Source organism: Streptomyces sp. NPDC048643 (assembly GCF_040650615.1).
Classification (GTDB): domain Bacteria; phylum Actinomycetota; class Actinomycetes; order Streptomycetales; family Streptomycetaceae; genus Streptomyces.
Genome location: NZ_JBEZHO010000057.1, coordinates 18248 through 40424, shown reverse-complemented (window position 1 = coordinate 40424; position 22177 = coordinate 18248). Strand labels below are relative to the sequence as shown.

Here is a 22177-nt window from a genome sequence, read left to right as displayed (position 1 = left end):
CTACGCGGGTCGTCCGCAGTTTCAGCGGATCCTTCGGTCACCACACCCTCTTGCGAGAACGAGGCAACGACCAGCGGTCTTTGGCTTCTCGTGGAGAGTACGTGAAACGAACTCCGTGAAGCAAATCCGGCCGAACGGCCCGGTACCACCGGGCGTCGGCCGGACCCGCTCACGCGGATCAGCCCTCCTGGGCGCCCTTCATCATCTCGGCGAGATCGGCGGTGTCCTTGGCGGGCGGAGCCTTCACCGTCACCGGCTTGTTGTAGTCGAGGAAGGTGATGGTCATGTCGAGCGGACCCTTGTCGGCGGTCCCCCGCATGCGGAACTGCTTGGTGCGGCTCTCGCCGTCGATCCAGGCGTCCATCGTGAACGCGTCGAGGCCCATCTTCTCGTACTGCTCAAGGCTCTTCTCGCGCTGCTCGCGCGTGGCCTTCTTCTCGCCCTTCAGCGTCTTACGGAGTCCGGCGAGGGTGATCGATCCCTTGTAGTGCGTGGTCTTCACGCCCTCGACGGTCTCGGTGCCGACCTTCTTCACGTTCTTGGAGCCGGTGAGGAAGGTGGACTCGGCCGCCGGGTTCTTGTCGGCCTCGCCGCCGCCGAGCTGGTCCGCGCCCATCCCCTTGTCGGCGCCGAGCGCGGACATGTCGAACTTGATCCAGCTCTTGCCGTCCATCTCCTTGGCCGCCTGCGCGCCGCCGCCTATGTACATCGCGCCGTCCACCAGACGCATCTCGACCGGACCGTCCGTGCCCGAGTCCGCGGCCGTCATCTTCATGCTCAGGGCCAGCGGCTTCATGCTCATCGACGCTTCGGCGGTCACCCTGCCCTCTTCCGGGACCTTGCCGGCCATCCGGTAGTGCAGCGAGGTGATGTCCTCGGTGTTCTTGGCCGCCTTCGCCACGGCCGCGGCGGGCGTCATCTCCGGCGACTGGTCGGTGCCCTTGGAACAGGCCGCCGCTCCCCCGCCCAGGACCAGGGCCGCAAGGGCCGCGCCGGTCGCTCCGCGTCGGACCGAGGTGTGCACAGCAGGTCTCATGATTCCCCCCAGGAAACAGATGAGCGATTCACAGATTCAGATGCGGCATGAACTTACCCGAGGGGTACGACAAGATCCTCAGGTTTTCGGCGCCCCTCACGACCGCTGCGGGGCCGCCCCCGAACCGCCTCCGGGCCGCTGTGAGGGCGTTCCGGAGGCGCGGCCTCCAGGGGTCAGGACGTGGCCCCTCCGGCGGCTCCCTGGGCCTTCAGAAGGTCCTTGAAGTCCGCGGTGTCGGCGGCCGGGGGCTTCTCGGCGGAGACCTTCGTCCCGTAGTCGCTGTAGTACGCCGTCGACGTCATGGTGCCGCTCGTCAGCTCGCCCTTCTCGACCTTCTTGACGAGCAGGTCGTCGCCGTCCACCCAGATGTCGACCTTCTCGGTGCTGACGCCGGCCGTGGTGAGCTGTTTCTTGAGATCGGCGAGCTGGCCGGCACTGAGGTGGGACGACCTGGTCGCGAGGTCCGCCACGTCGACCGTGCCGGAGTAGTGCGTGGTCCGCCGGCCGCGCACGGTCTCCGAGCCGACCTTCCGGACGTCCCCGGAGGCCAGCAGGAGCTTCACCGACTGGTTCGGCGTGGTGTTCTGCATCTGGTCCTTCAGGTACGCGCCCGAGCTGCCGCCGAACTGGGCGAGGTCGTCGTACGCGTACCGGATCCAGTGCTTGCCGCCCGACTGCCGGGCGAACGTGTCGCTCATCCGCGCGTAGTACGCGTCGGAGAGGTACCGGGCCTGCATCGAGGTGCTGCCGGTCTGCCGCATGGTGTCGGCGAGCGTGCCGCCCGTGTACGTGATGGTCATCGTGCCGGTGAGGCCGTCGGCCCAGCCCATGACGCCGTCGGCCTTCATGTCCATCAGGGTGCCCATGGACGTCGTGGACTCGACCTTCGCGGAGTCCGCGCCGTCGGTGGACCGCTCGGCGGAGCGCAGTGCCGCTATGGGGCTGACGCGGGTGGTGCCCCTGTGCACCGCCTTGTCGTCCTTGCCGGAACTCCCGGACGCGTCCGAGGAGTTGCAGGCGGTCAGGCCCCCGAGCGCGGCGGTCAGCGCGATCGAGAGGCTCACCCGGCGCACGATGGTGCTCTTCATTCGTCCCCACCCCTGTGTGATTCCTGTGACCGCACGCTAGCGCGGGCCACTGACGCACGTGTCCGGAATCCCGCCGGGCGCTCGCCGCGGAAGGGCTCCGGACATGAGGACGGGCCCCGCACCTCGAAAGGTTGCGGGGCCCGTCTCAGATTCGCGTGCGCGACGCGGTCACCGGGGTGAGCGGAGGGCTCAGACGGCGGCCGGGTCCTCCTCGACGAGGAGGTTGCGGGTGCGGTTGGGGTCGACGGGGACGCCGGGGCCGATCGTCGAGCTGAGAGCGGCCTTCTTGATGTAGCGACCCTTGGCGGCCGACGGCTTCAGACGAAGGATCTCGTCGAGGGCCGCGCCGTAGTTCTCCACCAGCTGGGTGTCGTCGAAGGACACCTTGCCGATGATGAAGTGCAGGTTCGAGTGCTTGTCGACGCGGAACTCGATCTTGCCACCCTTGATCTCGGTGACAGCCTTGGCGACGTCGGGGGTCACGGTGCCGGTCTTCGGGTTCGGCATGAGACCACGGGGACCGAGCACGCGGCCGAGGCGGCCGACCTTGCCCATGAGGTCCGGGGTGGCGACGACGGCGTCGAAGTCCAGACGGCCCTTCGCGACCTCGTCGATCAGTTCGTCGGAGCCGACGATGTCGGCGCCCGCGGCCTCCGCGGCCGCAGCACGGTCACCGGTCGCGAAGACCAGGACCCGGGCGGTCTTGCCGGTGCCGTGCGGCAGGTTCACGGTGCCACGGACCATCTGGTCGGCCTTGCGCGGGTCGACACCCAGGCGGAAGGCGACCTCGACGGTGCCGTCGAACTTGCTCGTGGAGGTCTCCTTGGCGAGACGGACGGCCTCGAGCGGGGCGTAGAGCTTCTCCCGGTCGATCTTGGCGTCCGCAGCGCGGAGAGACTTGCTGCGCTTGCTCACTACTGCTCCTGATGTGTTCTGAGGAGTCGTGGTGTGGGCCGAGCAGGCCCTGCCACGTGCGGCCGGAGCCGCAGATTTCCTACGAAGGTGGGTGTCAGCCCTCGACCGTGATGCCCATGGAACGGGCGGTGCCGGCGATGATCTTCGACGCGGCGTCCAGGTCGTTGGCGTTGAGGTCGGGCATCTTGGTCGTGGCGATCTCACGGACCTGCGCCTGGCTGATCTTGGCGACCTTGGTCTTGTGCGGCTCGCCGGAGCCCTTCTCGACACCCGCGGCCTTGAGGATCATCTTGGCGGCCGGCGGAGTCTTGGTGATGAAGGTGAAGGAGCGGTCTTCGTAGACCGTGATCTCCACCGGGATCACCCAGCCACGCTGCGACTCGGTCGCGGCGTTGTAGGCCTTGCAGAACTCCATGATGTTGACGCCGTGCTGACCCAGCGCGGGGCCGACCGGCGGGGCCGGGTTCGCCGCACCGGCGTTGATCTGGAGCTTGATGAGCCCCGTGACCTTCTTCTTCTTGGGAGGCATTCCGGGTCCTCTTTCGTTTTCGCCTTCCTACGTCCGAGTCGCCCCGGACGGCTGCCCCCAGTCGGACCAATGATCCGGATGGAGGCATACCGCACAACGATAACGGGTATCCATGCGCGGCTAAAAACCGAGCAGGTCAGACCGGCTGCAAGAGCCCGTCTGACCTGTTCGGAAGACGTACGTCCAGAAGCTGCTAGTTCTTCTGGATCTGGTCGAAGGAGAGCTCGACCGGAGTCTCGCGGCCGAAGATCTCGACGAGGCCCTTGACCTTCTTCGAGTCGGCGTTGATCTCGTTGATCGTGGCCTGCAGCGTGGCGAACGGGCCGTCGGTGACGGTGACCGAGTCGCCGACCTCGAAGTCCAGCACCTGGACCTCGACCTTGCGCTGCGGCGCGGGCTTGCCCTCGGCCTCGGCAGCCTCGCGGGCCGCCTTCTCCTCGGCCTCCGGAGCGAGCATCTTGACGATCTCGTCCAGGGTCAGCGGGTACGGGTCGTAGGCGTTGCCCACGAAGCCGGTGACGCCGGGGGTGTTGCGAACGACGCCCCAGGACTCGTTCGTCAGGTCCATGCGGACCAGGACGTAGCCCGGGAGCTTGTTCTGCTTGATGGTCTTGCGCTCGCCGTTCTTGATCTGCGCGACCTCTTCCTGCGGCACCTCGGCCTGGAAGATGAAGTCCTCGACGTTCAGCGAGACGGCACGCTGTTCGAGGTTGGTCTTCACGCGGTTCTCGTAACCGGCGTACGTGTGGATGACGTACCACTCGCCGGGGAGCGTGCGCAGCTCCTCGCGCAGGGCGGTCACGGGGTCGACGGGCTCGGCCTCTTCTTCGGCCTCGGCCTCGGCGGCTTCCTCGGACTCGTCGGCGACGAGGGCCTCGGCGGGCACGTCCTCGTCCGCGACGTCCTCACCGGACTCGTCCTCGACGTGCAGGGCCGCGTCCTCGGCGGGCTCGCCGGCGGCGGCATCGGCAGCCTCGAACTCGTCCACGACGTCCGCTCCCTCGACGACCTCGAGTTCGTCGTCAACGGACTCGACCGACTCGGAGGCGTCGTTCAGGTTCGGGTCAGACACGGTGGCTGCTTCTTCCTGGATACATGGGGGTGGAACACGCGAAAGGGGCGCCGGTGACGGCGCCCTTCGCTCTCGGCTCAGCCGAAGACGTACTTGGCGGCGTGGTTGAGCCCATAGTCAATCACGGTCACCAGGCCGATCATGATGACGACGAAGACAATCACCACGGTGGTGTACGTCGTCAGCTGATTGCGAGTCGGCCAGACGACCTTGCGGAGCTCCGCGACGATCTGGCGGTAGAAGGTGGCAAGGCGCTTCAGCGGGCCCTTCTTGGCACGCTTACCGCCCTTGCGGGGCTTCTTGGACTCGGGCGCCTCGGCATCAGGCATGTCGATGGAGCCCACGGCGTCCGTCACTCGTCCTCACCTGATTCCGGGTCGTGGCCGTGCCGCGCCCGGTTGAGCCGCACGGCGGTGCAATGCAGTACGTACATGCGCACACATCCTGGCGAAAGGTGTGTGAAGCAGGGCCGGAGGGACTTGAACCCCCAACCGCTGGTTTTGGAGACCAGTGCTCTACCAATTGAGCTACGACCCTTTGATTTCCCCCAACGTACCGCATCCGCCCGGGTGCTCGGTGGCACCGGTTGGGTGCGGCCGGTGAAGGCCAACGAGGTGAGAGTGTACGTGCTCCTGAGCCGGGCGTCGAACAGAAAGTGTCCGCATGTGCCGCCTCCGCTGAAGATCCACTGGTGAGGCCCGGGGAAGCGGACGGATGTTCTGGCACTGTTCAGTCTGTGAAACCCGCGTGCCGGGGGCGTTTCCGGTCTGAAACGATGGGTGCCATGAGCGCTGCAACCCCTCCCACCGAGCGCCGGGTCTCCGCCCGAGTCGGCTCGATCTCCGAGTCCGCCACTCTCGCCGTGGACGCCAAGGCCAAGGCCCTCAAGGCCGCCGGACGTCCGGTGATCGGCTTCGGCGCCGGTGAGCCGGACTTCCCGACCCCCGACTACATCGTGCAGGCGGCCATCGAAGCCTGCTCGAACCCCAAGTACCACCGCTACACGCCGGCCGGCGGGCTCCCCGAGCTGAAGGCCGCCATCGCCGCGAAGACCCTGCGCGACTCCGGCTACGAGGTGGAGGCCGCCCAGGTCCTCGTCACCAACGGCGGCAAGCAGGCCATCTACGAGGCCTTCGCCGCGATCCTCGACCCGGGCGACGAGGTCATCGTCCCGGCGCCGTACTGGACCACCTACCCGGAGTCCATCCGTCTCGCCGGCGGTGTCCCGGTGGACGTCGTCGCCGACGAGACCACCGGCTACCGCGTCTCGGTCGAGCAGCTGGAGGCCGCCCGCACCGAGAACACCAAGGTGCTGCTCTTCGTCTCGCCGTCCAACCCGACGGGCGCGGTCTACACCCGCGAGCAGATCGAGGAGATCGGCCGCTGGGCCGCCGAGAAGGGCCTGTGGGTCCTGACCGACGAGATCTACGAGCACCTGGTCTACGGCGACGCGGAGTTCCACTCCCTGCCCGTCGTGGTGCCGGAGCTGCGCGACAAGTGCATCGTCGTGAACGGCGTCGCCAAGACGTACGCGATGACCGGCTGGCGCGTGGGCTGGGTCATCGGCCCGAAGGACGTCATCAAGGCCGCGACCAACCTGCAGTCGCACGCCACGTCCAACGTCTCGAACGTGGCCCAGGTCGCCGCGCTCGCCGCCGTCTCGGGCGACCTCACGGCCGTCGCGAAGATGCGCGAGGCCTTCGACCGCCGCCGCAAGACCATCGTCCGCATGCTGAACGAGATCGACGGCGTGCTCTGCCCCGAGCCCGAGGGCGCCTTCTACGCGTACCCCTCGGTGAAGGCACTGCTCGGCAAGGAGATCCGCGGCAAGCGCCCCGCGGACACGGTCGAGCTGGCCGCGCTGATCCTGGAGGAGGCCGAGGTCGCGGTCGTGCCCGGCGAGGCCTTCGGTACGCCGGGCTACCTGCGGCTGTCGTACGCCCTGGGTGACGAGGACCTCGTCGAGGGCGTCAGCCGGATCCAGAAGCTGCTCGCCGAGGCGAAGGACTGACGTCCCTCCTCCTCGGACGCCCGTCGGAGCGCCGGTGACATCGCGCTCCACGCGCGCGCGGGGGCCGGCCACTCACCGAGTGGCCGGCCCCCGCTCTTTCGTTCGGGCAAGCCCCCGATCAGGGAAAGCGCTACCGGCGCGCCATCCGTGTGCGGCAAGATCCTGGGATGGAGCGCGTACGTGATGTAAGTGAACTGCCGAAGGCCCATCTGCACCTGCACTTCACCGGGTCGATGCGGTCCACGACCCTGCTGGAACTGGCCGACAAGTACGGCGTACGACTGCCGGACGCGCTGACCAGCGGGGAACCGCCGAAGCTGCGGGCGACCGACGAGCGCGGCTGGTTCCGCTTCCAGCGCCTGTACGACGCCGCCCGGTCCTGCCTGAGAGAGCCCGAGGACATCCAGCGGCTGGTCCGCGAGGCCGCCGAGGAGGACATCAAGGACGGCTCCGGGTGGCTGGAGATCCAGGTCGACCCGACGTCGTACGCCCCCCGGCTCGGCGGGCTGATCCCGGCCCTGGAGGTCATCCTCGACGCGGTGGACTCGGCCGTGCGGGACACCGGGCTCGGGATGCGCGTCCTGGTGGCCGCGAACCGGATGAAGCACCCGCTGGACGCCCGGACGCTGGCCCGGCTCGCCGTCCGGTACGCGGACCGCGGGATCGTCGGCTTCGGGCTCTCCAACGACGAACGGCGCGGCATGGCGCGGGACTTCGACCGCGCCTTCGCGATCGCACGGGAGGGCGGGCTGCTGGCCGCGCCGCACGGCGGCGAGCTGACCGGGCCCGCCTCCGTCCGCGACTGCCTGGACGACCTGCACGCCTCCCGGATCGGCCACGGCGTACGGGCCGCCGAGGACCCCCGTCTGCTGAAGCGCCTCGCGGACCGCGGGGTGACCTGTGAGGTCTGCCCCGCGTCGAACGTCGCGCTGGGCGTCTACGAGAAGGCGGCCGACGTACCCCTGAGGACTCTGTTCGAAGCCGGGGTCCCGATGGCCCTCGGCGCCGACGACCCACTGCTCTTCGGATCACGGCTCGCCGCCCAGTACGAGATCGCGCGGCGCCACCACGCCTTCACGGACGCGGAACTGGCCGAGCTGGCACGTCAGTCGATCCGCGCATCGGCGGCACCGGAGGCCGACCGCGCGAAACTGCTGGCCGGCGTCGACGACTGGCTGACCTCCTAGGGCGCGTCCGCAAAGTCACGTCGTCCGCCCGAAGGGCGGGTCCGTCACCGGCTGTCGGGCGCGATCCCGGTGAGCAGGGTGCGGGCGAGCGCCGGGGCGAAGGTGTCGAGCCGCGGGGCCGTGCCGTCCTGGGTCGCGTCGTAGGCGAACGCGCGCTGCGCGCAGGCCCCGAGGAGCAGGGAAGCGGCGGCGTAGGTGTCGGCGCCGGGCTGGACCCGCCCGGCCTCCTGCTCCGCGCGCAGATACGCGGCGACACCCCGGATCGGCATGTGGGGGCCGGCGCCCATGGCCCGCATCGCCTCGTCGTGACGCCGCTTGAGCTGGGTCTCCGCGTACAGGGAGGCGGCGATCGGGAAGCTCTGCTCGTAGAAGAGGGCCGCCTGGCGGGCGATCGCGGTGAGGTTCTCCTCCAGCGAGTGTCGCCCCGGCTCGGCCGTCAGCCGCTCCAGCAGCGGGCCGAGCCGGGGAAGGCGCTCCTCCAGGACGCGGATGAACAGCTCTTCCTTGCTCGCGAAGTACTTGTAGAGGGCCGCTTCGGAGCAGCCGGCCGCCTTCGCGATCTCCTTGGTGGTGGCACGGGAGAGGCCGAGGGTGAGCATGAGCTCGTGCGCCGCGTCGAGGATGCGGATCCTGGCCGGCTTCGACCGCGCGGGCTCGGCGGCGGATGTCTGCTGCATGGGGCCCAAGGATTCCACGGCGTGTCCTCGCGGGGTTGACGGGTGGGTGAGTACTTACTCACTCTAGAAGGAGCAGAGGTGAGTGAACACTCACCCACCTCGTCCGTCCATCTACCCACCCTCTGGGAGCAGGTCATGAAACTCACCGTTCTCGGTGCCACCGGAGGCATCGGCCAGGAGATCGTCCGCCAGGCCCTGGGCGCGGGCCACCAGGTCACAGCCGTCGTAAGGGATCCGGCGCGGCTCACCGTCACCGGCGCCGGTCTGGAGGTGTACCGCACCGACCTCACCGACCCGGAGTCGCTGCGCCCCGCCGTCGCGGGCCGGGACGCGGTGCTGTCCGGGCTCGGCGCGCGCCGGCGCAAGGACGCCGGGGTCGCCTCCCGGCTCACCCGTACGGTGCTGGGCGCGATGGAGGCGGAGCAGACACGGCGTCTGCTCGTGGTCAGCGCGAGCCCGGTCGGCCCGGCGGCCACGGAGGACGGGTTCGTCGACCGCGCCATGCGGGGCATGATCTCGTCGCTTCTGAAGGACGTGTACGCCGACCTGCGGGAGATGGAGGCCGCACTGGCCGCGAGTGCCACGGACTGGACGGCCGTCCGCCCGCCCCGCCTCCAGGACAAGCCGGTGACCGGCTCCTATCGCACGGCCGTCGGCGGATTCCCGGCCCGGGGCCGCTTCATCGGACGCGCCGACGTGGCCCACGCGATGCTGGCGATGACCCACGACCCGGCGACGGTGAAGCAGGGCGTGGGCGTCGCCTACTAGGCCGCCCCCGTGGGGCCGCCGGTGGGAGACCTCCGCGTCAGAGGCTGACGCCGACCGTGACCGGTTCGTTGACCAGGGTGATGCCGAAGGCGTCGTGGACTCCGGCGACGACTTCGCGGGCGAGCGCGAGGAGGTCCTCGGTGCTGGCCTCGCCCCGGTTGGTAAGGGCCAGCGTGTGCTTGGTCGAGATGCGGGCGGGGCCGGTTCCGTAGCCCTTGGTGAAGCCCGACTTGTCGATCAGCCAGGCTGCCGAGGTCTTGGTGTGGCCCTCGCCGGCGGGATACGCGGGCGGCACGGCGTCGGCACCGAGGCGCTCCCGCACGCGCGCGTGGAACGCGGCGAACGCCTCGTCGGTGAGGATCGGGTTGGTGAAGAACGACCCGGCGGACCAGGTGTCGTGGTCCTCGGGGTCGAGCACCATGCCCTTGCCCGCGCGCAGCTTCAGAACGGTCTCGCGGGCGTCGGCGAGAGGGACGCGGTCCCCGGGCTCGACACCGAGCGTGCGGGCGGTCTCCGCGTACTTGACCGGCGCCGAGAGGCCGTTCGCGTCCTCCAGCTCGAAGCGGACGCGCAGCACGACATGGCGGTCGGGGTCACCCTTGAAGCGGCTGTGCCGGTAGGAGAAGGCGCACTCGGCGTTGGTCAGCGTGACCGTCTCGCCCGTCTTCCGGTCATAGGCGATCACTTCACTGATCGTCGACGACACTTCCTGACCGTACGCGCCCACGTTCTGGATCGGGGTCGCGCCCGCGGAGCCGGGGATGCCGGCGAGGCACTCGATCCCGGCGAGCCCGGCCCCGACGGTGCGGGCGACCGCGTCGGTCCACACCTCGCCCGCGGCCAGCTCCAGCGTCGTACCGTCGAGCGAGAAGCCCTCCGTGGCGATGCGCAGGGCGGTGCCCGCGAAGCCCTTGTCGCCGATGACCAGGTTCGATCCACCGCCGATCAGCAGCAGCGGCGTGCCGGCGGCGTCGGCCTCGCGCACGGCGGCGACCACCTCGGCGTCGGTCGTGGCGGTGATCAGCCGGGCGGCCGGGCCGCCGAGCCGGAAGGTGGTCAGCGGGGCGAGCGGGGCATCGTGGAGTTCCAGCACGGGCCCAAGACTACGAGAAGGGTCGGGAGCCCCCGGCCACCGGTGCGCGCCGGATCGCCGTGCCGGACCTGCGGCGCCCCGGCACGCCGAACGGCCCCGCCGGTCGGGCGGGGCCGTTTCGTCGTGCGGTACGCATGTTCCCGGTGTCAGCGGGCGGCGGTCTCCAGGGGGCCGGTCTCCAACCGGGCGGCACCGGTCCGAGCCGCCTCGGTCGGATCCGCTTCGGGGACGAGCGCCGGCGTTCCGTCCTCCTCGGCGCGTTGCGGGCGCCCGGCGCTCGGGATGGCCAGGGCGGCGAGACCCGCGAGACCCACCACCACGGCGCCGACCACCAGCGCCGGCCGCAGTCCGTCGATGAAACTCTGTGCCGTCGCGTAGCCGCCCTGCGCCGCGAAGATCGAGGACATCACCGCGATACCGAGCGCGCCGCCCACCTCGCGCAGCGCGTTGTTGGCTCCGGAGGCGATGCCCTGCTCCTGCGGCCGGACGCTGGACATGACCAGGTTGGACGCGGGGGCGAAGTAGAGGGACATCCCGACGCCGCTGATGATCAGCGCGGGCAGCTGCGCGGAGTACGAGGCGTCGGCGGCGACCACGGAGGCGTAGTACGCGAGCCCCGCGGCCTGGAGGAAGAGCCCGGTCGCCACGACGGGACGTCCGCCGACGCGGTCGGAGAGGTAGCCGGCGATGGGCGCGACGAGCATCGGCATCCCGGTCCAGGGGAGCATCCGCAGGCCCGCCTCGGTCGGCGAGTAGCCGAGCACGCCCTGCATGTACTGGCTGAGCAGGAAGATCGAGCCGAACATCCCGAGGAACATCAGCAGGCTGGCCGCGTTGATGCCGGCGAAGGCGCGGGAACGGAAGAGCCGCATCGGGAGCATCGCGTTCCTGGCGCGGCTGCCGTGCAGGACGAACCCGGCGAGCAGCGCGGCGCCCGCGAAGAGGGCGGTCAGCACGAACGGGCTGGTCCATCCCTCGGCGGGCCCGCGGACCAGGCCGTAGACGATTCCGAAGAGGCCGCCGCTGGCGAGCAGGGTGCCCGGGAAGTCGAGCGGGTTGCCGTTGCCGAAGGACTCCGACAGCCGCAGTCGGGCGAGCGGGAGGACGGCGAGCCCCAGCGGCACGTTCAGCCAGAAGATCCAGTGCCAGGACACGTGTTCGGTGAGGCTGCCGCCGATGAGGGGTCCGGAGGCGACCGCGAGTCCGTTCACCGCGCCCCAGATCCCGTACGCCATCCCGCGCCGGGCGGCCGGGACCGCGGCGGTCAGCAGGGTCAGGGTCAGGGGCATCATGATCGCGGCGCCGACGCCCTGGACGGCCCGGGCGGCGATCAGGGAGTCGATGCCGGGGGCCATGGCCGCGGCGGCGGAGGCGCCGGTGAAGATGCTCAGGCCGACGAGGAAGAGCCGGCGGCGTCCGAACCGGTCACCGAGGGCCGCGCCGAACATCAGCAGGACGGCGAAGGTGAGCGTGTAGGCGCTCACGGTCCATTCCAGGTCGTCCAGCGCTCCCCCGAGATCCTTGCGGATCGAGGGCAGGGCCGTGGTGACGACGAGGTTGTCGAGGGCCGCCATGAATCCGGCGACGCTGGTGATGACGAGGGCCCAGCCGGCGCCGCCGCGCCGCTTGTCCGGTACCTCGGCCGACTTCGCGGTCGACGCCCCGGCCGGGTCGATCGGCCCGCTCTCTCCTGCCGGTCCGCCCTGGTCTGTCGGTCCGCCCTGGTCTGTCCGTGCCGTCCGCTGTGTCATCGCTCCCCCAGAGGTTGATGTGGATCATTGGTTAGTTATTGATGACTAACTTCTGCGGCCAGAGAAAGGCGCGGAACTCCACCTTCCCGCCGCCCTACTTCTCCAGCCGGCCCGTGATCCGCGCCGACGGGTACAGCCCTTCCCAGACCCGGTGCTCGGGCGGGAACCCCATGGACACCAGGCAGTTGATGAGCATGCCGTACGCCATGAAGGTCGCCGTGTCGTCGACCTGCGCGCCGAGCGGCACGTGCACCGTGTCCCAGAGCCGCATCCAGCCGGCCCGCACCGCTTCGCCGAGCTCGTGGTCACCGGCCTCCTCGGCCGCCGCCACCGCGACGTACATCTGCATCTGCATGAGCAGCCGCTCCGGGTGCTCCGCGATGACCTTCACGTAGGCGTTCGCCATGGAGTGCAGGGCTTCCTCGCCCTCCAGGCCGTCGGAGGCGTCCTCCATCGTGCGCCGCGCGAGCTCCATGCAGTGCTCGGCGGCCGCCAGGAAGATCGCCTTCTTGCCCGGGAAGAGCCGGAAGAGATACGGCTGCGAGACACCCACGCGCTTGGCGATCGCCTCGGTGGACGTGCCGTAGTAGCCGCCCCGGGCGAACTCGCTCATCGCCGCGCGGATGACGCTCTCGCGCCTCTCCTCTGCGCTCATCCTGACCATGCGGCTAAGTTAGTACTCAATCACTAACTACGTCAAGAGAGGGGGAACCGGCGGTTGTCGGAGACCGGTAAGGGGCGTCCGCAATGGGCGGACGCCCCTTACCCAGGCCTCGAAACAGGCCTCGGCCGTGCGCTACGGGTTGCCGCTCAGGCCAGTCGTACGACCGCGCGGGACATCCCGAGGACCTTCAGGCCGTCGCTCGTCGCGGTGAGGTCGACGCGCACGGTGTTGTCGTCGAGCTTGGCGCCGATCTTGGCGCTGACCTCGATGGTCGCGCCCTTGTCGTCGTTCGGGACGACGACGGGCTTGGTGAACCGCACGCCGTACTCGACGACCGCGCCCGGGTCGCCGGCCCAGTCGGTGACGACACGGACCGCCTCGGCCATGGTGAACATGCCGTGCGCGATCACGTCGGGGAGACCGACCTCGACCGCGAACTTCTCGTTCCAGTGGATCGGGTTGAAGTCCCCGGAGGCGCCCGCGTACTGGACGAGCGTGGCACGGGTCACGGAGAAGGTCTGGGCCGGCAGCTCGGTGCCGACCTCGACGTCCGCGTAAGAGATCTTCGCCGCCATGTCAGCCCACCTCCGCCGCGCGCGCCACAAGCTTCGTGACGGCTGTCACGACGTGCTCGCCCGCCTCGTCGTGGACCTCGCCACGGATGTCCAGGATGTCGTTGCCCGCGAGGGACTTGATCGACTCGATGGTCGAGGTGACCGTCAGCCGGTCGCCCGCACGGACGGGCCGGGTGTACGCGAACTTCTGGTCACCGTGCACCACCCGGCTGTAGTCGAGGCCCAGTTGCGGGTCCTGGACGACCTGACCGGCGGCCTTGAACGTGATGGCGAACACGAAGGTCGGCGGGGCGATCACATCAGGGTGTCCGAGCGCTCGCGCGGCCTCGGGGTCCGTGTACGCGGGGTTACCGTCACCGACGGCCTCCGCGAACTCGCGGATCTTCTCCCGGCCGACCTCGTAGGGGTCGGTGGGCGGGTAGGACCGCCCCACGAAGGACTGGTCGAGCGCCATGGGCTCGGCACCTCCTGGTTGTCTTCGCTCAATGACGCGGGTCCACTGCGGACCCGGAAAGGCCGGGCCGCCACGGACTCCGGTGCCCGGATCCGTGCCGGACACGGTTGCACAACGACGCGAGGCCGCCCCCCGCGAAGGGGACGGCCTCGTGTACGAGCCTGAATTATCGCGTTTCGCGGTGCGCGGTGTGCGCATTGCAACGCGGGCAGTGCTTCTTCATCTCCAGTCGGTCCGGGTCGTTACGCCGGTTCTTCTTGGTGATGTAGTTCCGCTCCTTGCACTCCACGCAGGCCAGCGTGATCTTCGGGCGGACGTCGGTGGCAGCCACAGGAGTGCTCCTTGACGAACGGATGGGACATTAATGCATAGAAGAGTAGCCGATCGAAGGACCGACCCCGCAATCGGCTACTGTCAGTAGCGGTGACCGGACTTGAACCGGTGACACAGCGATTATGAGCCGCTTGCTCTACCGACTGAGCTACACCGCTTTGATGAGATCGGCTCCCGCCTTGCGACGGGAACCTCTCACACCAGAGCCCCAATACGGAATCGAACCGTAGACCTTCTCCTTACCATGGAGACGCTCTACCGACTGAGCTATTGGGGCGAGCGATGAAGACATTACACGGTCGCCCGCCGATCGCCCAAATCCGTTTCGCGGCACCCGCCCCGGCCTGTTCCCCGCTGTTCGCCCGGCCGTTCCCGGGACCTCTCACGCACCCCTGGCGGCCCACGGATCACACGCGGTGACGAGGGCGTGACGAGCGCTTCCTGGGCCGTCCCAGCGTGACGGGAGCCCCACCGATCCCGTCGCGCGCGCCGTGTCGCCGGACTCCGCCCAGGTCCGGTCCGGTGCGGTCCTGCCTGGTCAACCACGCGCCGACGGACCACACCGGTACGACTATTGCGCTCCTCCCCGACGTTGACGGGTCGCCGCCCTAGGCTCGACTCACGCTGCGTGATCTTGTGTCCCCTCGCTCCGCAGCCGTCCCTCCCGCAGCCGCCCTCGAGCCCAGGAGCGCGATGCCCGACCGTCAGCAGCAGCCGCCCCACTCCTCGTCGGGACAGACCGACACGTCAGCGCTGCTGCTGTGCGGAGCGCGCCTCACCGACGGCCGGGCCGTGGACGTACGGCTGGGCGGCGGGCGGATCGAGGCGGTCGGGACCGCCGGAAGCCTGGCGGGCGCCTCCGGGGCCCTCGCCGCGAAGGTGGACCTGGACGGCTATCTCCTCCTGCCGGCGCCCGCGGAGGCCCACGCGCACAGCGACACCGCCCTGACGGCCGACGGTGACGGCCCGCTCGCCTACGACGACCAGGAGGTCCAGCGCCGGGCCACCGAGGCCGCCCTGCTGCAACTCGGCCACGGCGCCACGGCGTTGCGCTCCCACGTGCGCGTCGGCGACGTCCAGGGGCTGGACGCGCTGGCGGCGGTGCTCCAGGTGCGGCGGTCGCTGCGGGGGCTCGCGGAGCTGACGACGGTGGCGATGCCGCGGCTGCTGACCGGCGCGGCCGGTGCCGACGGGCTCGCGATGCTGCGGGACGCCCTGAAGATGGGCGCCTCCGTGGTGGGCGGATGCCCGGACGCCGACCCCGATCCCACCGGATACGTGGAGGCGGTCCTGGAGCTCGCCTCCGAACACGGCTGCCCGGTCGACCTGCACACGGACGCTGCCGACCCCGCGCGGCTCGCCCGGCTCGCGGCCATGGCGGGCGGGCTGCGGCCGGGCGTGACACTCGGACCGTGCGGCGGGCTCGGCGGACTGCCGACCGAGGTGGCGTCCCGCGCCGCGGACCAACTCGCCGCGGCCGGCGTGACGGTGGTGTGTCTGCCGCAGGGCGGCTGCGGCTCGGCCGACGTCCGCGCCACCGCTCCCGTACGGCTGTTGCGGTCGGCGGGGGTGCGCGTCGCGGCCGGCAGCGGCGCCCTGCGGGACGTGTCCAACCCGGTGGGCCGCGGAGACCCCTTGGAGGCTGCCTACTTGCTTGCCTCCCGCCACGGCCTGCGCCCCGAGGACGCCTACGAGGCGGTGAGTTGTGCCGCCCGGGCCGCTCTCGGGCTGCCCGAGGTGCGCGTGGAGGCGGGATTCCCGGCCGAGTTGCTGGCCGTGCGCGGGGACCGGCTCGACGGGGTGCTGTCCCTCGCGTACAGCAGGATCGTGGTGCACCGGGGGCGCGTGGTGGCGCGGACCAGCGCGGTGCGCGAGTACTGCAACTCGGCGTCCGCGTCGGGGCTCGACCTGCCGCGACAGGGGCGTGGGGGGCTTTCGTAGGACGCGATCCGGTCTGATCCTGCGGGGTCGGGCGGTCCTGGGCCGGACCGCCCCGGCGCGGGTAGCCCGCCGGCCCCCGGAGGCTTTCCTCCGGGGGCCGGCGGGCTGAAGGCGGTGCGGGCCGCGGCTGCGGCCCCGGCGCTCTAGAGCTCGCCGCCGCCGAGCATGCCGCCGCCCAGGGCTCCGGCGCCGACGCCCGGGAACGTGCCCGCCGGGAGTTCCGTGGCTCCCTTCGGCGCGCTGACGTCGCCGGCCTCGGCGAGCTTCAGGACGAGGGGGAGCTTGCTGCCCTTCGGGCCGTCGGCGAGGGCCGCGAGGTCGACCCTGATCTGCCGGAGGTCGCCGTTCTTCAGGGTGAAGTCGACGGAGACCTTCTTGTCCGGGGCTTCCTTGAGGTCCTTGGCGGTGGGGAGTTCCATGCCCGTCGGCAGGTCGCCCTGGAGCGGCCGGAGCTTGGCGATGACGCCGGTGACCAGGTCGCGGAAGTTGCCCGTGGCGACGACGTGCTCGACGCCGTCGGCACCCTCCTTCGTACGGAAGGTGACCTTGCGGCCGATGACCGTGCCCACCGCGTCCAGGATCTTCTGCTGCGTCTTGGCGTCGATGTCACCGGCGCCGCCCGCCCCCTTGGAGCCGCCGGAGGACTTCTGCGCGTCCTCCAGGGCCTTGGTGTCGATCTTCACCCAGTCGCCCTCGAAGACCTTCTTCATCTCCTTCTCGCTCGGAGGGAGATCGTCGGCCGACGGCAAGGGGAAGCCCATCGTCCTGCCGAGGGCCTTCATGTCGGCGCGGTAGTAAGTGAAGTCGCCGACGACGCGGAACTCGGCCAGGACACCGTCCGCCCCCGAGACCTTCAGACTCGTACCGAGAAGGTCCTTCTCGCCCGAATCCGCCAGCGGCTTCCTCGACTTGACCGAGACATCGACGTGCAGCGCGCTCAGGGCCTTCGCGGCCTCCGGCGGCAGAGCCTCGTCCGGGTCGGCGTCGCCACCGAGGGCGCTGATCGCGGCGGCGTCGGCGTCCAGGTCCAACCGGAAGGACAGGGACTTCTGTTCGCCGAGCCGGTCCACGGCGTGGTCCACCTTCTGGCCGGCGGTGAGGTTCTCGACCGTGCCGCAGGCGGCCGCCGTGGCGAGGAGGGCAACGGTGCAGCCGGCCGCGGTCACGGTCTTGCGTATGGCGGTGATGGTGGTCTCCTCTATGACGCCGGGCGGGCCCGCCCGGCGTTCCTTCGTTCGCGTGTTCCGTCGTTCTCGACGTGACCACCGTGGATCAGCCGCACGGGCCGGCCGGCCCGTGCGGGCCCATCCGGTGCGTCCGATACGTCCGGTGCACCGGCCGCACCCGGTGCGTCCACAGCGATCACCCATGTGACGCACGAGTTGTCCACAGGGTTGTGCGGCGAACGTCTCCTTCCGGGCGTACGGTCGGAGACATGCGCATTGTCATCGCTGGAGGTCATGGTCAGATCGCGCTGCGGCTGGAGCGGCTGCTCTCCGCGCGCGGCGACGAGGTCGTGGGGCTCATCCGCCACGCCGAGCAGAGCGACGATCTGCGGGCGACCGGCGCCGAGCCGGCCCTGTGCGACCTGGAGTCGGCGTCGGTGGACGACGTCGCGGCACACCTGCGTGGGGCGGACGCGGCCGTCTTCGCGGCGGGCGCGGGCCCGGGCAGCGGAGTGGACCGCAAGGAGACGGTGGACAAGGGCGCGGCGATCCTGTTCGCGGACGCCGCGGAGCAGGCAGGCGTACGGCGACACGTGGTCGTCTCCTCGATGGGCGCCGACGCGGACCACCCGGGGGACGAGATCTTCGACGCGTATCTGCGGGCCAAGGGCGAGGCCGACGCGTACATCCGCGGCCGTAAGGGCCTGGACTGGACGATCCTGCGCCCCGGCAGCCTGATCGACGACGCCGGCACCGGTCTCGTACGGCTGGAGGCGTCCACCGGGCGCGGCATGATCCCCCGCGACGACGTCGCCGCGATCCTCGCGGAGCTGGTGGACACCTCGGCGACGGCCGGTCTGACGCTGGAGGCGGTCGGCGGCTCGACACCGATCTCGGTAGCGGTGAAGTCGGTGGCCGGGAACTAGCCCAGGACCCGTCCTCGGCCCGCACACGGCGAGCGGCGCCGCCCATGCCGTCCGACACGACCCGGCGGCCACGGGGCACACTGATGGCATGTCATCGCGTCGCAGACACTGCCCCGAGTGCCGCCGGGAGATCGCCGTCGTCGCGGGCCGGTTCGCTCGGCACGATCCGCCCGGCGGGCGGGCGAGCGGCGAGCTGGTCTCGTGCCCCGGTTCACGCCGACAGGCACAACTCGGTGCGGCCCAGCCCGCCCTGGACGGATACGCGGTCCCGGACTTCCCGGGCCAACTGCCGCTGTTCTGAGGGCGCAGAGGCCCTGAGGGCAAGGGCGCTGAGGGCGCTGAGGGCGCTGAGGGCGCTGAGGGCGCTGAGGGCGCTGAGGGTTGAGCCGACTCGACCGGCCGCGCGCTCAGGGGTGCCCGGCCCGGGTGTCCCGCGGGCACGCGAGAACAACCGACCGTGGCCGTGGCCGTGGCCGTCGCCATGTCAGTCGAGCAGCTGGACCAGCTCGCCGGTGCGCGCGACCTCGTTGGTGATGTCCTTCCGAGGGTGCCAACCGACGCGCACCGCGTACGACTTCGAGTCGTCCGGCACACCCCGCACGGTGATCGGGAAGACGCACGCCGCCGCGTCGTCGTAGGCACCCGTGCCGAGTGTGCCGGTCGCGACGACCAGTCCCTCGGCGTCGTAGACCGTGACGAGCGCGCCCTTGTCGACGTCACTCAACGGGCCGCTGCCACTGCACATCCCGGTCTCCCCGGGGGCGGCCGCGATCCGCACCCGCCCGACCAAGGTGAATGTCCCCGCTCCGCCGTCATGGGCCCTGGAGAGCCCCCACGCCAGCGCGACGGCACCCGACCCGACGACGAGCCCGAACACGGCCGCCACCACCAAGGCGCCCCGGAAACCGAGGACTCCACGCTTCCGCCGGGCCTGGGACCCCTCCGACACGGCGGACGACTGAACAGCTCCCACACCGGACTCGCCGAGCACCTCATCAGACATGACCGAAGCATGACAGTGCCTCGCGCCGCAGTCGGTCGCTACTCGTCACGGTCACGTCACAGCGCACGGGGGGGGGGGGGGAGGGCGGGCCTGCCCGGGGGGGCGGGAAACGAACAGAGGCGGGCCAGCCGGGCCAGCCGGGAGCCCTCGGCCCCGCCCGCGCCCCAACACGAAGAAACCCCCTCCGATCCACGTTTCCGTGGATCGGAGGGGGTTCACCTTCATGTGGCGGCGCCAGGATTCGAACCTGGGAAGGCTAAGCCGGCAGATTTACAGTCTGCTCCCTTTGGCCGCTCGGGCACACCGCCGGGGTTGCTGCCTGAACCCCGCTTTTGGGCGGCGCTCCGTGGCAACGACGTAAACGATACCCGATGCCCGGGGGTGCTTCGCCACCCGATTGATCGAGCCTTGGGGGGAGGGGGGTGGCTAGGCTTATACGGATGCGGCCGGGGCCTACGCCGGGCTCGACGGCCGCCCCCACGCACCCCGATACAAGGAGCCACAGGACATGGCCGACTCCAGTTTCGACATCGTCTCGAAGGTCGAGCGGCAGGAGGTCGACAACGCCCTCAACCAGACCGCCAAGGAGATCTCGCAGCGCTACGACTTCAAGAACGTCGGCGCCTCCATCTCCTGGTCCGGCGAGAAGATCCTCATGGAGGCGAACTCCGAGGAGCGCGTCAAGGCGATCCTCGACGTGTTCGAGACCAAGCTGATCAAGCGCGGCATCTCGCTGAAGGCGCTGGACGCCGGTGAGCCGCAGCTCTCCGGCAAGGAGTACAAGATCTTCTCGTCCATCGAGGAGGGCATCTCCCAGGACAACGCGAAGAAGGTCGCGAAGATCATTCGTGACGAGGGCCCCAAGGGCGTGAAGGCCCAGGTGCAGGGCGACGAGCTGCGCGTCAGCTCGAAGAGCCGTGACGACCTGCAGGCCGTCCAGGCTCTCCTCAAGGGCAAGGACTTCGACTTCGCACTGCAGTACGTGAACTACCGGTAGGCCGGACCGAAACGCCCGGGACGAACCCGACGACCCGGGGCGCGCCCGGTTTCGGCGGGCGTGTCAGGCGTCGGTGGCGTCGCGAGAAGGGTGGGCACCCCCTGGGTGCCCACCCTTCTCGTCTCCGGTCGCGGTCTCCGGCGGTACCCGCTGCGCGCTCAGTCGCGCGAGTTGCCGAAGAGGACTCGGTAGATGATCAGCAGCACGAGCGAACCGCCGATGGCGGCCGCCCAGGTGGCACCGTCGTAGAAGTGCTTGCTGATGGGGTGGTCCAGCCAGCGGGCCGATATCCAGCCGCCGATGAACGCGCCCGCGACACCGATGAGGGTCGTGCCGATGAAGCCTCCCGGGTCGCGGCCCGGGAGCAGGAGCTTGGCCACAGCGCCTGCCAGCAGCCCCAGAATGATCCAGCTGATGATGCCCATGCCCTGAACCTGCCCCTCCGTGCCGCAGCCACGCTGTCCCGAACCTGTGAGTTCGGTTCGGCGGTGACGTGCTCGTCCTGTCCGTCCACGCGGCGGGTGACCTCTGCGTCCCGCCGGTGCCGTGTCGATGAACAAGACGTGGCCACGGCTCTTTTCGGTTGCAGCGATCAGTAGGGTGCGGCGCATGCCTCAGCCCAACGCCGCGTTGCGCCGAACCCTCGGTCCGGGTGACGCCGTGGTCATCGGGCTCGGCTCGATGATCGGCGCGGGGATCTTCGCCGCGCTCGGTCCGGCGTCGCGGGCGGCCGGCCCCGGACTGCTCCTCGGTCTCGCGATCGCCGCCGTCGTCGCCTACTGCAACGCGATGTCCTCGGCCCGCCTCGCCGCCCTGTACCCGGCTTCGGGAGGCACGTACGTCTACGGGCGGGAGCGGCTCGGGGCCTTCTGGGGGTATCTGGCGGGCTGGTCGTTCGTCGTCGGCAAGACGGCCTCCTGCGCTGCCATGGCGTTGACGGTGGGCGCGTACGTGTGGCCGGCTCAGGCACACGCGGTGGGGGTCGCGGCCGTGGTCGCACTGACCGCCGTGAACTACGGCGGCCTGCAGAAGTCGGCCTGGCTGACCCGGGTGATCGTGGCGGTGGTCCTGGGAGTCCTCGCTTCCGTGGTGGTCGGGTGTCTCGGCTCGGACGCTTCCGACGCCGGGCGGCTGGGCATCGGGCTGTCGTCCGGCGCGGGAGGGGTGCTCGAGGCGGCCGGCCTGCTCTTCTTCGCCTTCGCCGGGTACGCGAGGATCGCGACACTCGGCGAGGAGGTGCGCGACCCGGGACGCACCATTCCGCGCGCGATCCCGCTGGCCCTCGGCATCACCCTCGTGGTGTACGCGGCGGTCTCGGTCGCTGTCCTTTCCGTGCTCGGGTCGGGCGGGCTGGGGCTCGCTACGGCGCCGCTCGTGGACGCCGTACGGGCGGCCGGGCTGTCCGGGCTCGTGCCGGTCGTGCGAGTGGGGGCCGCGGTGGCCGCGCTCGGCTCACTCCTCGCGCTGATCCTGGGCGTCTCGCGGACCACGCTGGCCATGGCCCGTGACCGTCATCTGCCAGGTGCTCTGGCCGCCGTGCATCCACGCTTCCAGGTCCCGCACAGGGCGGAGCTGGCCGTGGGCGTGGTCGTCGCCGTGCTCGTGGCGACCGTGGACGTACGCGGTGCGATCGGCTTCTCCTCCTTCGGGGTCCTGGCCTACTACGCGGTCGCCAACGCGTCCGCGTGGACGTTGAGTTCGGCTCCCGTGTCGCGGGTCGTGCCGGTGCTCGGTCTCCTGGGGTGCCTGACGCTGGCCTTCGCCCTGCCTGTGGTGTCGGTGGTGGTGGGTGCGGGTGTGCTGGCGGTCGGGGCGGCTGCCTACGGCGTACGTCTGTGGGCGGGGTCGCGCTCGCGCTGACCGACCCGGGCGCCGGACGGCTGCCCTGATTCGGGCTCGGACTCGGGCTCGGGCTCGGGCTCGGACTCGGACTCGGACTCGGACTCGGACTCGGACTCGGACTCGGACCGAGGATGCCGTCGGCTATCGGC

General features: G+C 70.3%; 24 protein-coding genes and 4 tRNA genes. 8 read left to right on the top strand and 20 right to left on the bottom strand.

Features of this window, described 5'->3' with window-relative positions:
• Positions 1-178 precede the first annotated feature (178 nt).
• The 7 genes from AB0C62_RS36075 to AB0C62_RS36045 all read right to left on the bottom strand — a co-directional run bounded on the left by AB0C62_RS36075 (position 179) and on the right by AB0C62_RS36045 (position 5177).
• A complete protein-coding gene (locus tag AB0C62_RS36075) occupies positions 179-1024 on the bottom strand; it encodes a DUF1396 domain-containing protein (protein ID WP_362980571.1) in 846 nt (281 codons plus the stop codon).
• A 185-nt stretch (positions 1025-1209) separates the two neighbouring features.
• On the bottom strand, positions 1210-2124 hold the full coding sequence (locus AB0C62_RS36070) for a hypothetical protein (RefSeq protein ID WP_362980548.1): 915 nt from the start codon (positions 2122-2124) through the stop codon (positions 1210-1212).
• Positions 2125-2313: 189 nt separating this feature from the next.
• Positions 2314-3039, bottom strand: a complete 726-nt coding sequence (gene rplA / locus AB0C62_RS36065) for a 50S ribosomal protein L1 (RefSeq protein ID WP_081218866.1) — start codon at positions 3037-3039, stop codon at positions 2314-2316.
• A 94-nt stretch (positions 3040-3133) separates the two neighbouring features.
• Positions 3134-3568 (bottom strand): 50S ribosomal protein L11, encoded by a 435-nt coding sequence (gene rplK, locus AB0C62_RS36060; protein ID WP_164373168.1) that lies wholly within the window; start codon positions 3566-3568, stop codon positions 3134-3136.
• Between the two features lie 193 nt (positions 3569-3761).
• Positions 3762-4640 carry a transcription termination/antitermination protein NusG gene (gene nusG, locus AB0C62_RS36055; protein WP_362980546.1) on the bottom strand — a complete coding sequence of 293 codons (879 nt, stop codon included), beginning with the start codon at positions 4638-4640 and terminating at the stop codon, positions 3762-3764.
• A gap of 77 nt (positions 4641-4717) precedes the next feature.
• Positions 4718-4996 (bottom strand): preprotein translocase subunit SecE, encoded by a 279-nt coding sequence (gene secE, locus AB0C62_RS36050; protein WP_081218863.1) that lies wholly within the window; start codon positions 4994-4996, stop codon positions 4718-4720.
• 108 nt (positions 4997-5104) lie between these two features.
• Positions 5105-5177, bottom strand: a tRNA-Trp gene (locus tag AB0C62_RS36045).
• 247 nt (positions 5178-5424) lie between these two features.
• Between AB0C62_RS36045 and AB0C62_RS36040 the strand changes: the two genes are divergently transcribed.
• Positions 5425-6651 carry a pyridoxal phosphate-dependent aminotransferase gene (locus tag AB0C62_RS36040; RefSeq protein ID WP_362980544.1) on the top strand — a complete coding sequence of 409 codons (1227 nt, stop codon included), beginning with the start codon at positions 5425-5427 and terminating at the stop codon, positions 6649-6651.
• A 167-nt stretch (positions 6652-6818) separates the two neighbouring features.
• A complete protein-coding gene (locus AB0C62_RS36035) occupies positions 6819-7838 on the top strand; it encodes an adenosine deaminase (RefSeq protein ID WP_362980542.1) in 1020 nt (339 codons plus the stop codon).
• Between the two features lie 44 nt (positions 7839-7882).
• Here the strand turns inward: AB0C62_RS36035 and AB0C62_RS36030 are convergent, their stop codons facing one another.
• The gene (locus AB0C62_RS36030) at positions 7883-8515 is read right to left on the bottom strand and encodes a helix-turn-helix domain-containing protein (protein ID WP_362980540.1); all 633 of its coding nucleotides are present in this window, start codon (positions 8513-8515) and stop codon (positions 7883-7885) included.
• A 135-nt stretch (positions 8516-8650) separates the two neighbouring features.
• Between AB0C62_RS36030 and AB0C62_RS36025 the strand changes: the two genes are divergently transcribed.
• Complete coding sequence (locus tag AB0C62_RS36025; protein WP_362980569.1) at positions 8651-9283, top strand: NAD(P)H-binding protein; 633 nt, start codon at positions 8651-8653, stop codon at positions 9281-9283.
• 37 nt (positions 9284-9320) lie between these two features.
• On the opposite strand, the gene AB0C62_RS36020 is transcribed toward AB0C62_RS36025, so the two are convergent.
• The 8 genes from AB0C62_RS36020 to AB0C62_RS35985 all read right to left on the bottom strand — a co-directional run bounded on the left by AB0C62_RS36020 (position 9321) and on the right by AB0C62_RS35985 (position 14430).
• Positions 9321-10376 carry a UDP-N-acetylmuramate dehydrogenase gene (locus tag AB0C62_RS36020; RefSeq protein WP_362980538.1) on the bottom strand — a complete coding sequence of 352 codons (1056 nt, stop codon included), beginning with the start codon at positions 10374-10376 and terminating at the stop codon, positions 9321-9323.
• Between the two features lie 146 nt (positions 10377-10522).
• A complete protein-coding gene (locus tag AB0C62_RS36015) occupies positions 10523-12127 on the bottom strand; it encodes an MFS transporter (RefSeq protein WP_362980535.1) in 1605 nt (534 codons plus the stop codon).
• 94 nt (positions 12128-12221) lie between these two features.
• Positions 12222-12791 (bottom strand): helix-turn-helix domain-containing protein, encoded by a 570-nt coding sequence (locus tag AB0C62_RS36010; RefSeq protein WP_362980533.1) that lies wholly within the window; start codon positions 12789-12791, stop codon positions 12222-12224.
• 146 nt (positions 12792-12937) lie between these two features.
• Positions 12938-13366 (bottom strand): MaoC family dehydratase, encoded by a 429-nt coding sequence (locus AB0C62_RS36005; protein WP_362980531.1) that lies wholly within the window; start codon positions 13364-13366, stop codon positions 12938-12940.
• Between the two features lies 1 nt (position 13367).
• On the bottom strand, positions 13368-13820 hold the full coding sequence (locus AB0C62_RS36000) for a MaoC family dehydratase N-terminal domain-containing protein (protein WP_081218857.1): 453 nt from the start codon (positions 13818-13820) through the stop codon (positions 13368-13370).
• 166 nt (positions 13821-13986) lie between these two features.
• Positions 13987-14151 (bottom strand): 50S ribosomal protein L33, encoded by a 165-nt coding sequence (rpmG, locus tag AB0C62_RS35995; RefSeq protein ID WP_004571794.1) that lies wholly within the window; start codon positions 14149-14151, stop codon positions 13987-13989.
• Between the two features lie 87 nt (positions 14152-14238).
• Positions 14239-14311 (bottom strand) — tRNA-Met (locus AB0C62_RS35990).
• Between the two features lie 46 nt (positions 14312-14357).
• Positions 14358-14430, bottom strand: a tRNA-Thr gene (locus AB0C62_RS35985).
• 416 nt (positions 14431-14846) lie between these two features.
• On the opposite strand from AB0C62_RS35985, the gene AB0C62_RS35980 reads away from it, so the two are divergent.
• Positions 14847-16094, top strand: a complete 1248-nt coding sequence (locus AB0C62_RS35980) for an amidohydrolase family protein (protein ID WP_362980529.1) — start codon at positions 14847-14849, stop codon at positions 16092-16094.
• A 143-nt stretch (positions 16095-16237) separates the two neighbouring features.
• Here the strand turns inward: AB0C62_RS35980 and AB0C62_RS35975 are convergent, their stop codons facing one another.
• The gene (locus AB0C62_RS35975) at positions 16238-17260 is read right to left on the bottom strand and encodes a hypothetical protein (protein ID WP_362980527.1); all 1023 of its coding nucleotides are present in this window, start codon (positions 17258-17260) and stop codon (positions 16238-16240) included.
• 269 nt (positions 17261-17529) lie between these two features.
• On the opposite strand from AB0C62_RS35975, the gene AB0C62_RS35970 reads away from it, so the two are divergent.
• On the top strand, positions 17530-18186 hold the full coding sequence (locus AB0C62_RS35970; protein WP_362980525.1) for an SDR family oxidoreductase: 657 nt from the start codon (positions 17530-17532) through the stop codon (positions 18184-18186).
• Positions 18187-18274: 88 nt separating this feature from the next.
• Positions 18275-18487, top strand: a complete 213-nt coding sequence (locus AB0C62_RS35965; RefSeq protein ID WP_362980523.1) for a hypothetical protein — start codon at positions 18275-18277, stop codon at positions 18485-18487.
• Positions 18488-18670: 183 nt separating this feature from the next.
• On the opposite strand, the gene AB0C62_RS35960 is transcribed toward AB0C62_RS35965, so the two are convergent.
• Positions 18671-19189, bottom strand: coding sequence for a hypothetical protein (locus tag AB0C62_RS35960; RefSeq protein ID WP_362980521.1), 519 nt, complete (start codon positions 19187-19189; stop codon positions 18671-18673).
• Positions 19190-19415: 226 nt separating this feature from the next.
• A tRNA-Tyr gene (locus tag AB0C62_RS35955) sits at positions 19416-19497 on the bottom strand.
• A gap of 200 nt (positions 19498-19697) precedes the next feature.
• On the opposite strand from AB0C62_RS35955, the gene AB0C62_RS35950 reads away from it, so the two are divergent.
• A complete protein-coding gene (locus tag AB0C62_RS35950) occupies positions 19698-20186 on the top strand; it encodes a YajQ family cyclic di-GMP-binding protein (RefSeq protein WP_081218834.1) in 489 nt (162 codons plus the stop codon).
• 158 nt (positions 20187-20344) lie between these two features.
• On the opposite strand, the gene AB0C62_RS35945 is transcribed toward AB0C62_RS35950, so the two are convergent.
• Entirely contained in the window at positions 20345-20611 is a 267-nt protein-coding gene (locus tag AB0C62_RS35945; protein WP_081218833.1) for a GlsB/YeaQ/YmgE family stress response membrane protein, read from the bottom strand.
• 184 nt (positions 20612-20795) lie between these two features.
• Between AB0C62_RS35945 and AB0C62_RS35940 the strand changes: the two genes are divergently transcribed.
• Positions 20796-22046, top strand: coding sequence for an APC family permease (locus AB0C62_RS35940; protein WP_362980519.1), 1251 nt, complete (start codon positions 20796-20798; stop codon positions 22044-22046).
• Positions 22047-22177: the final 131 nt, after the last annotated feature.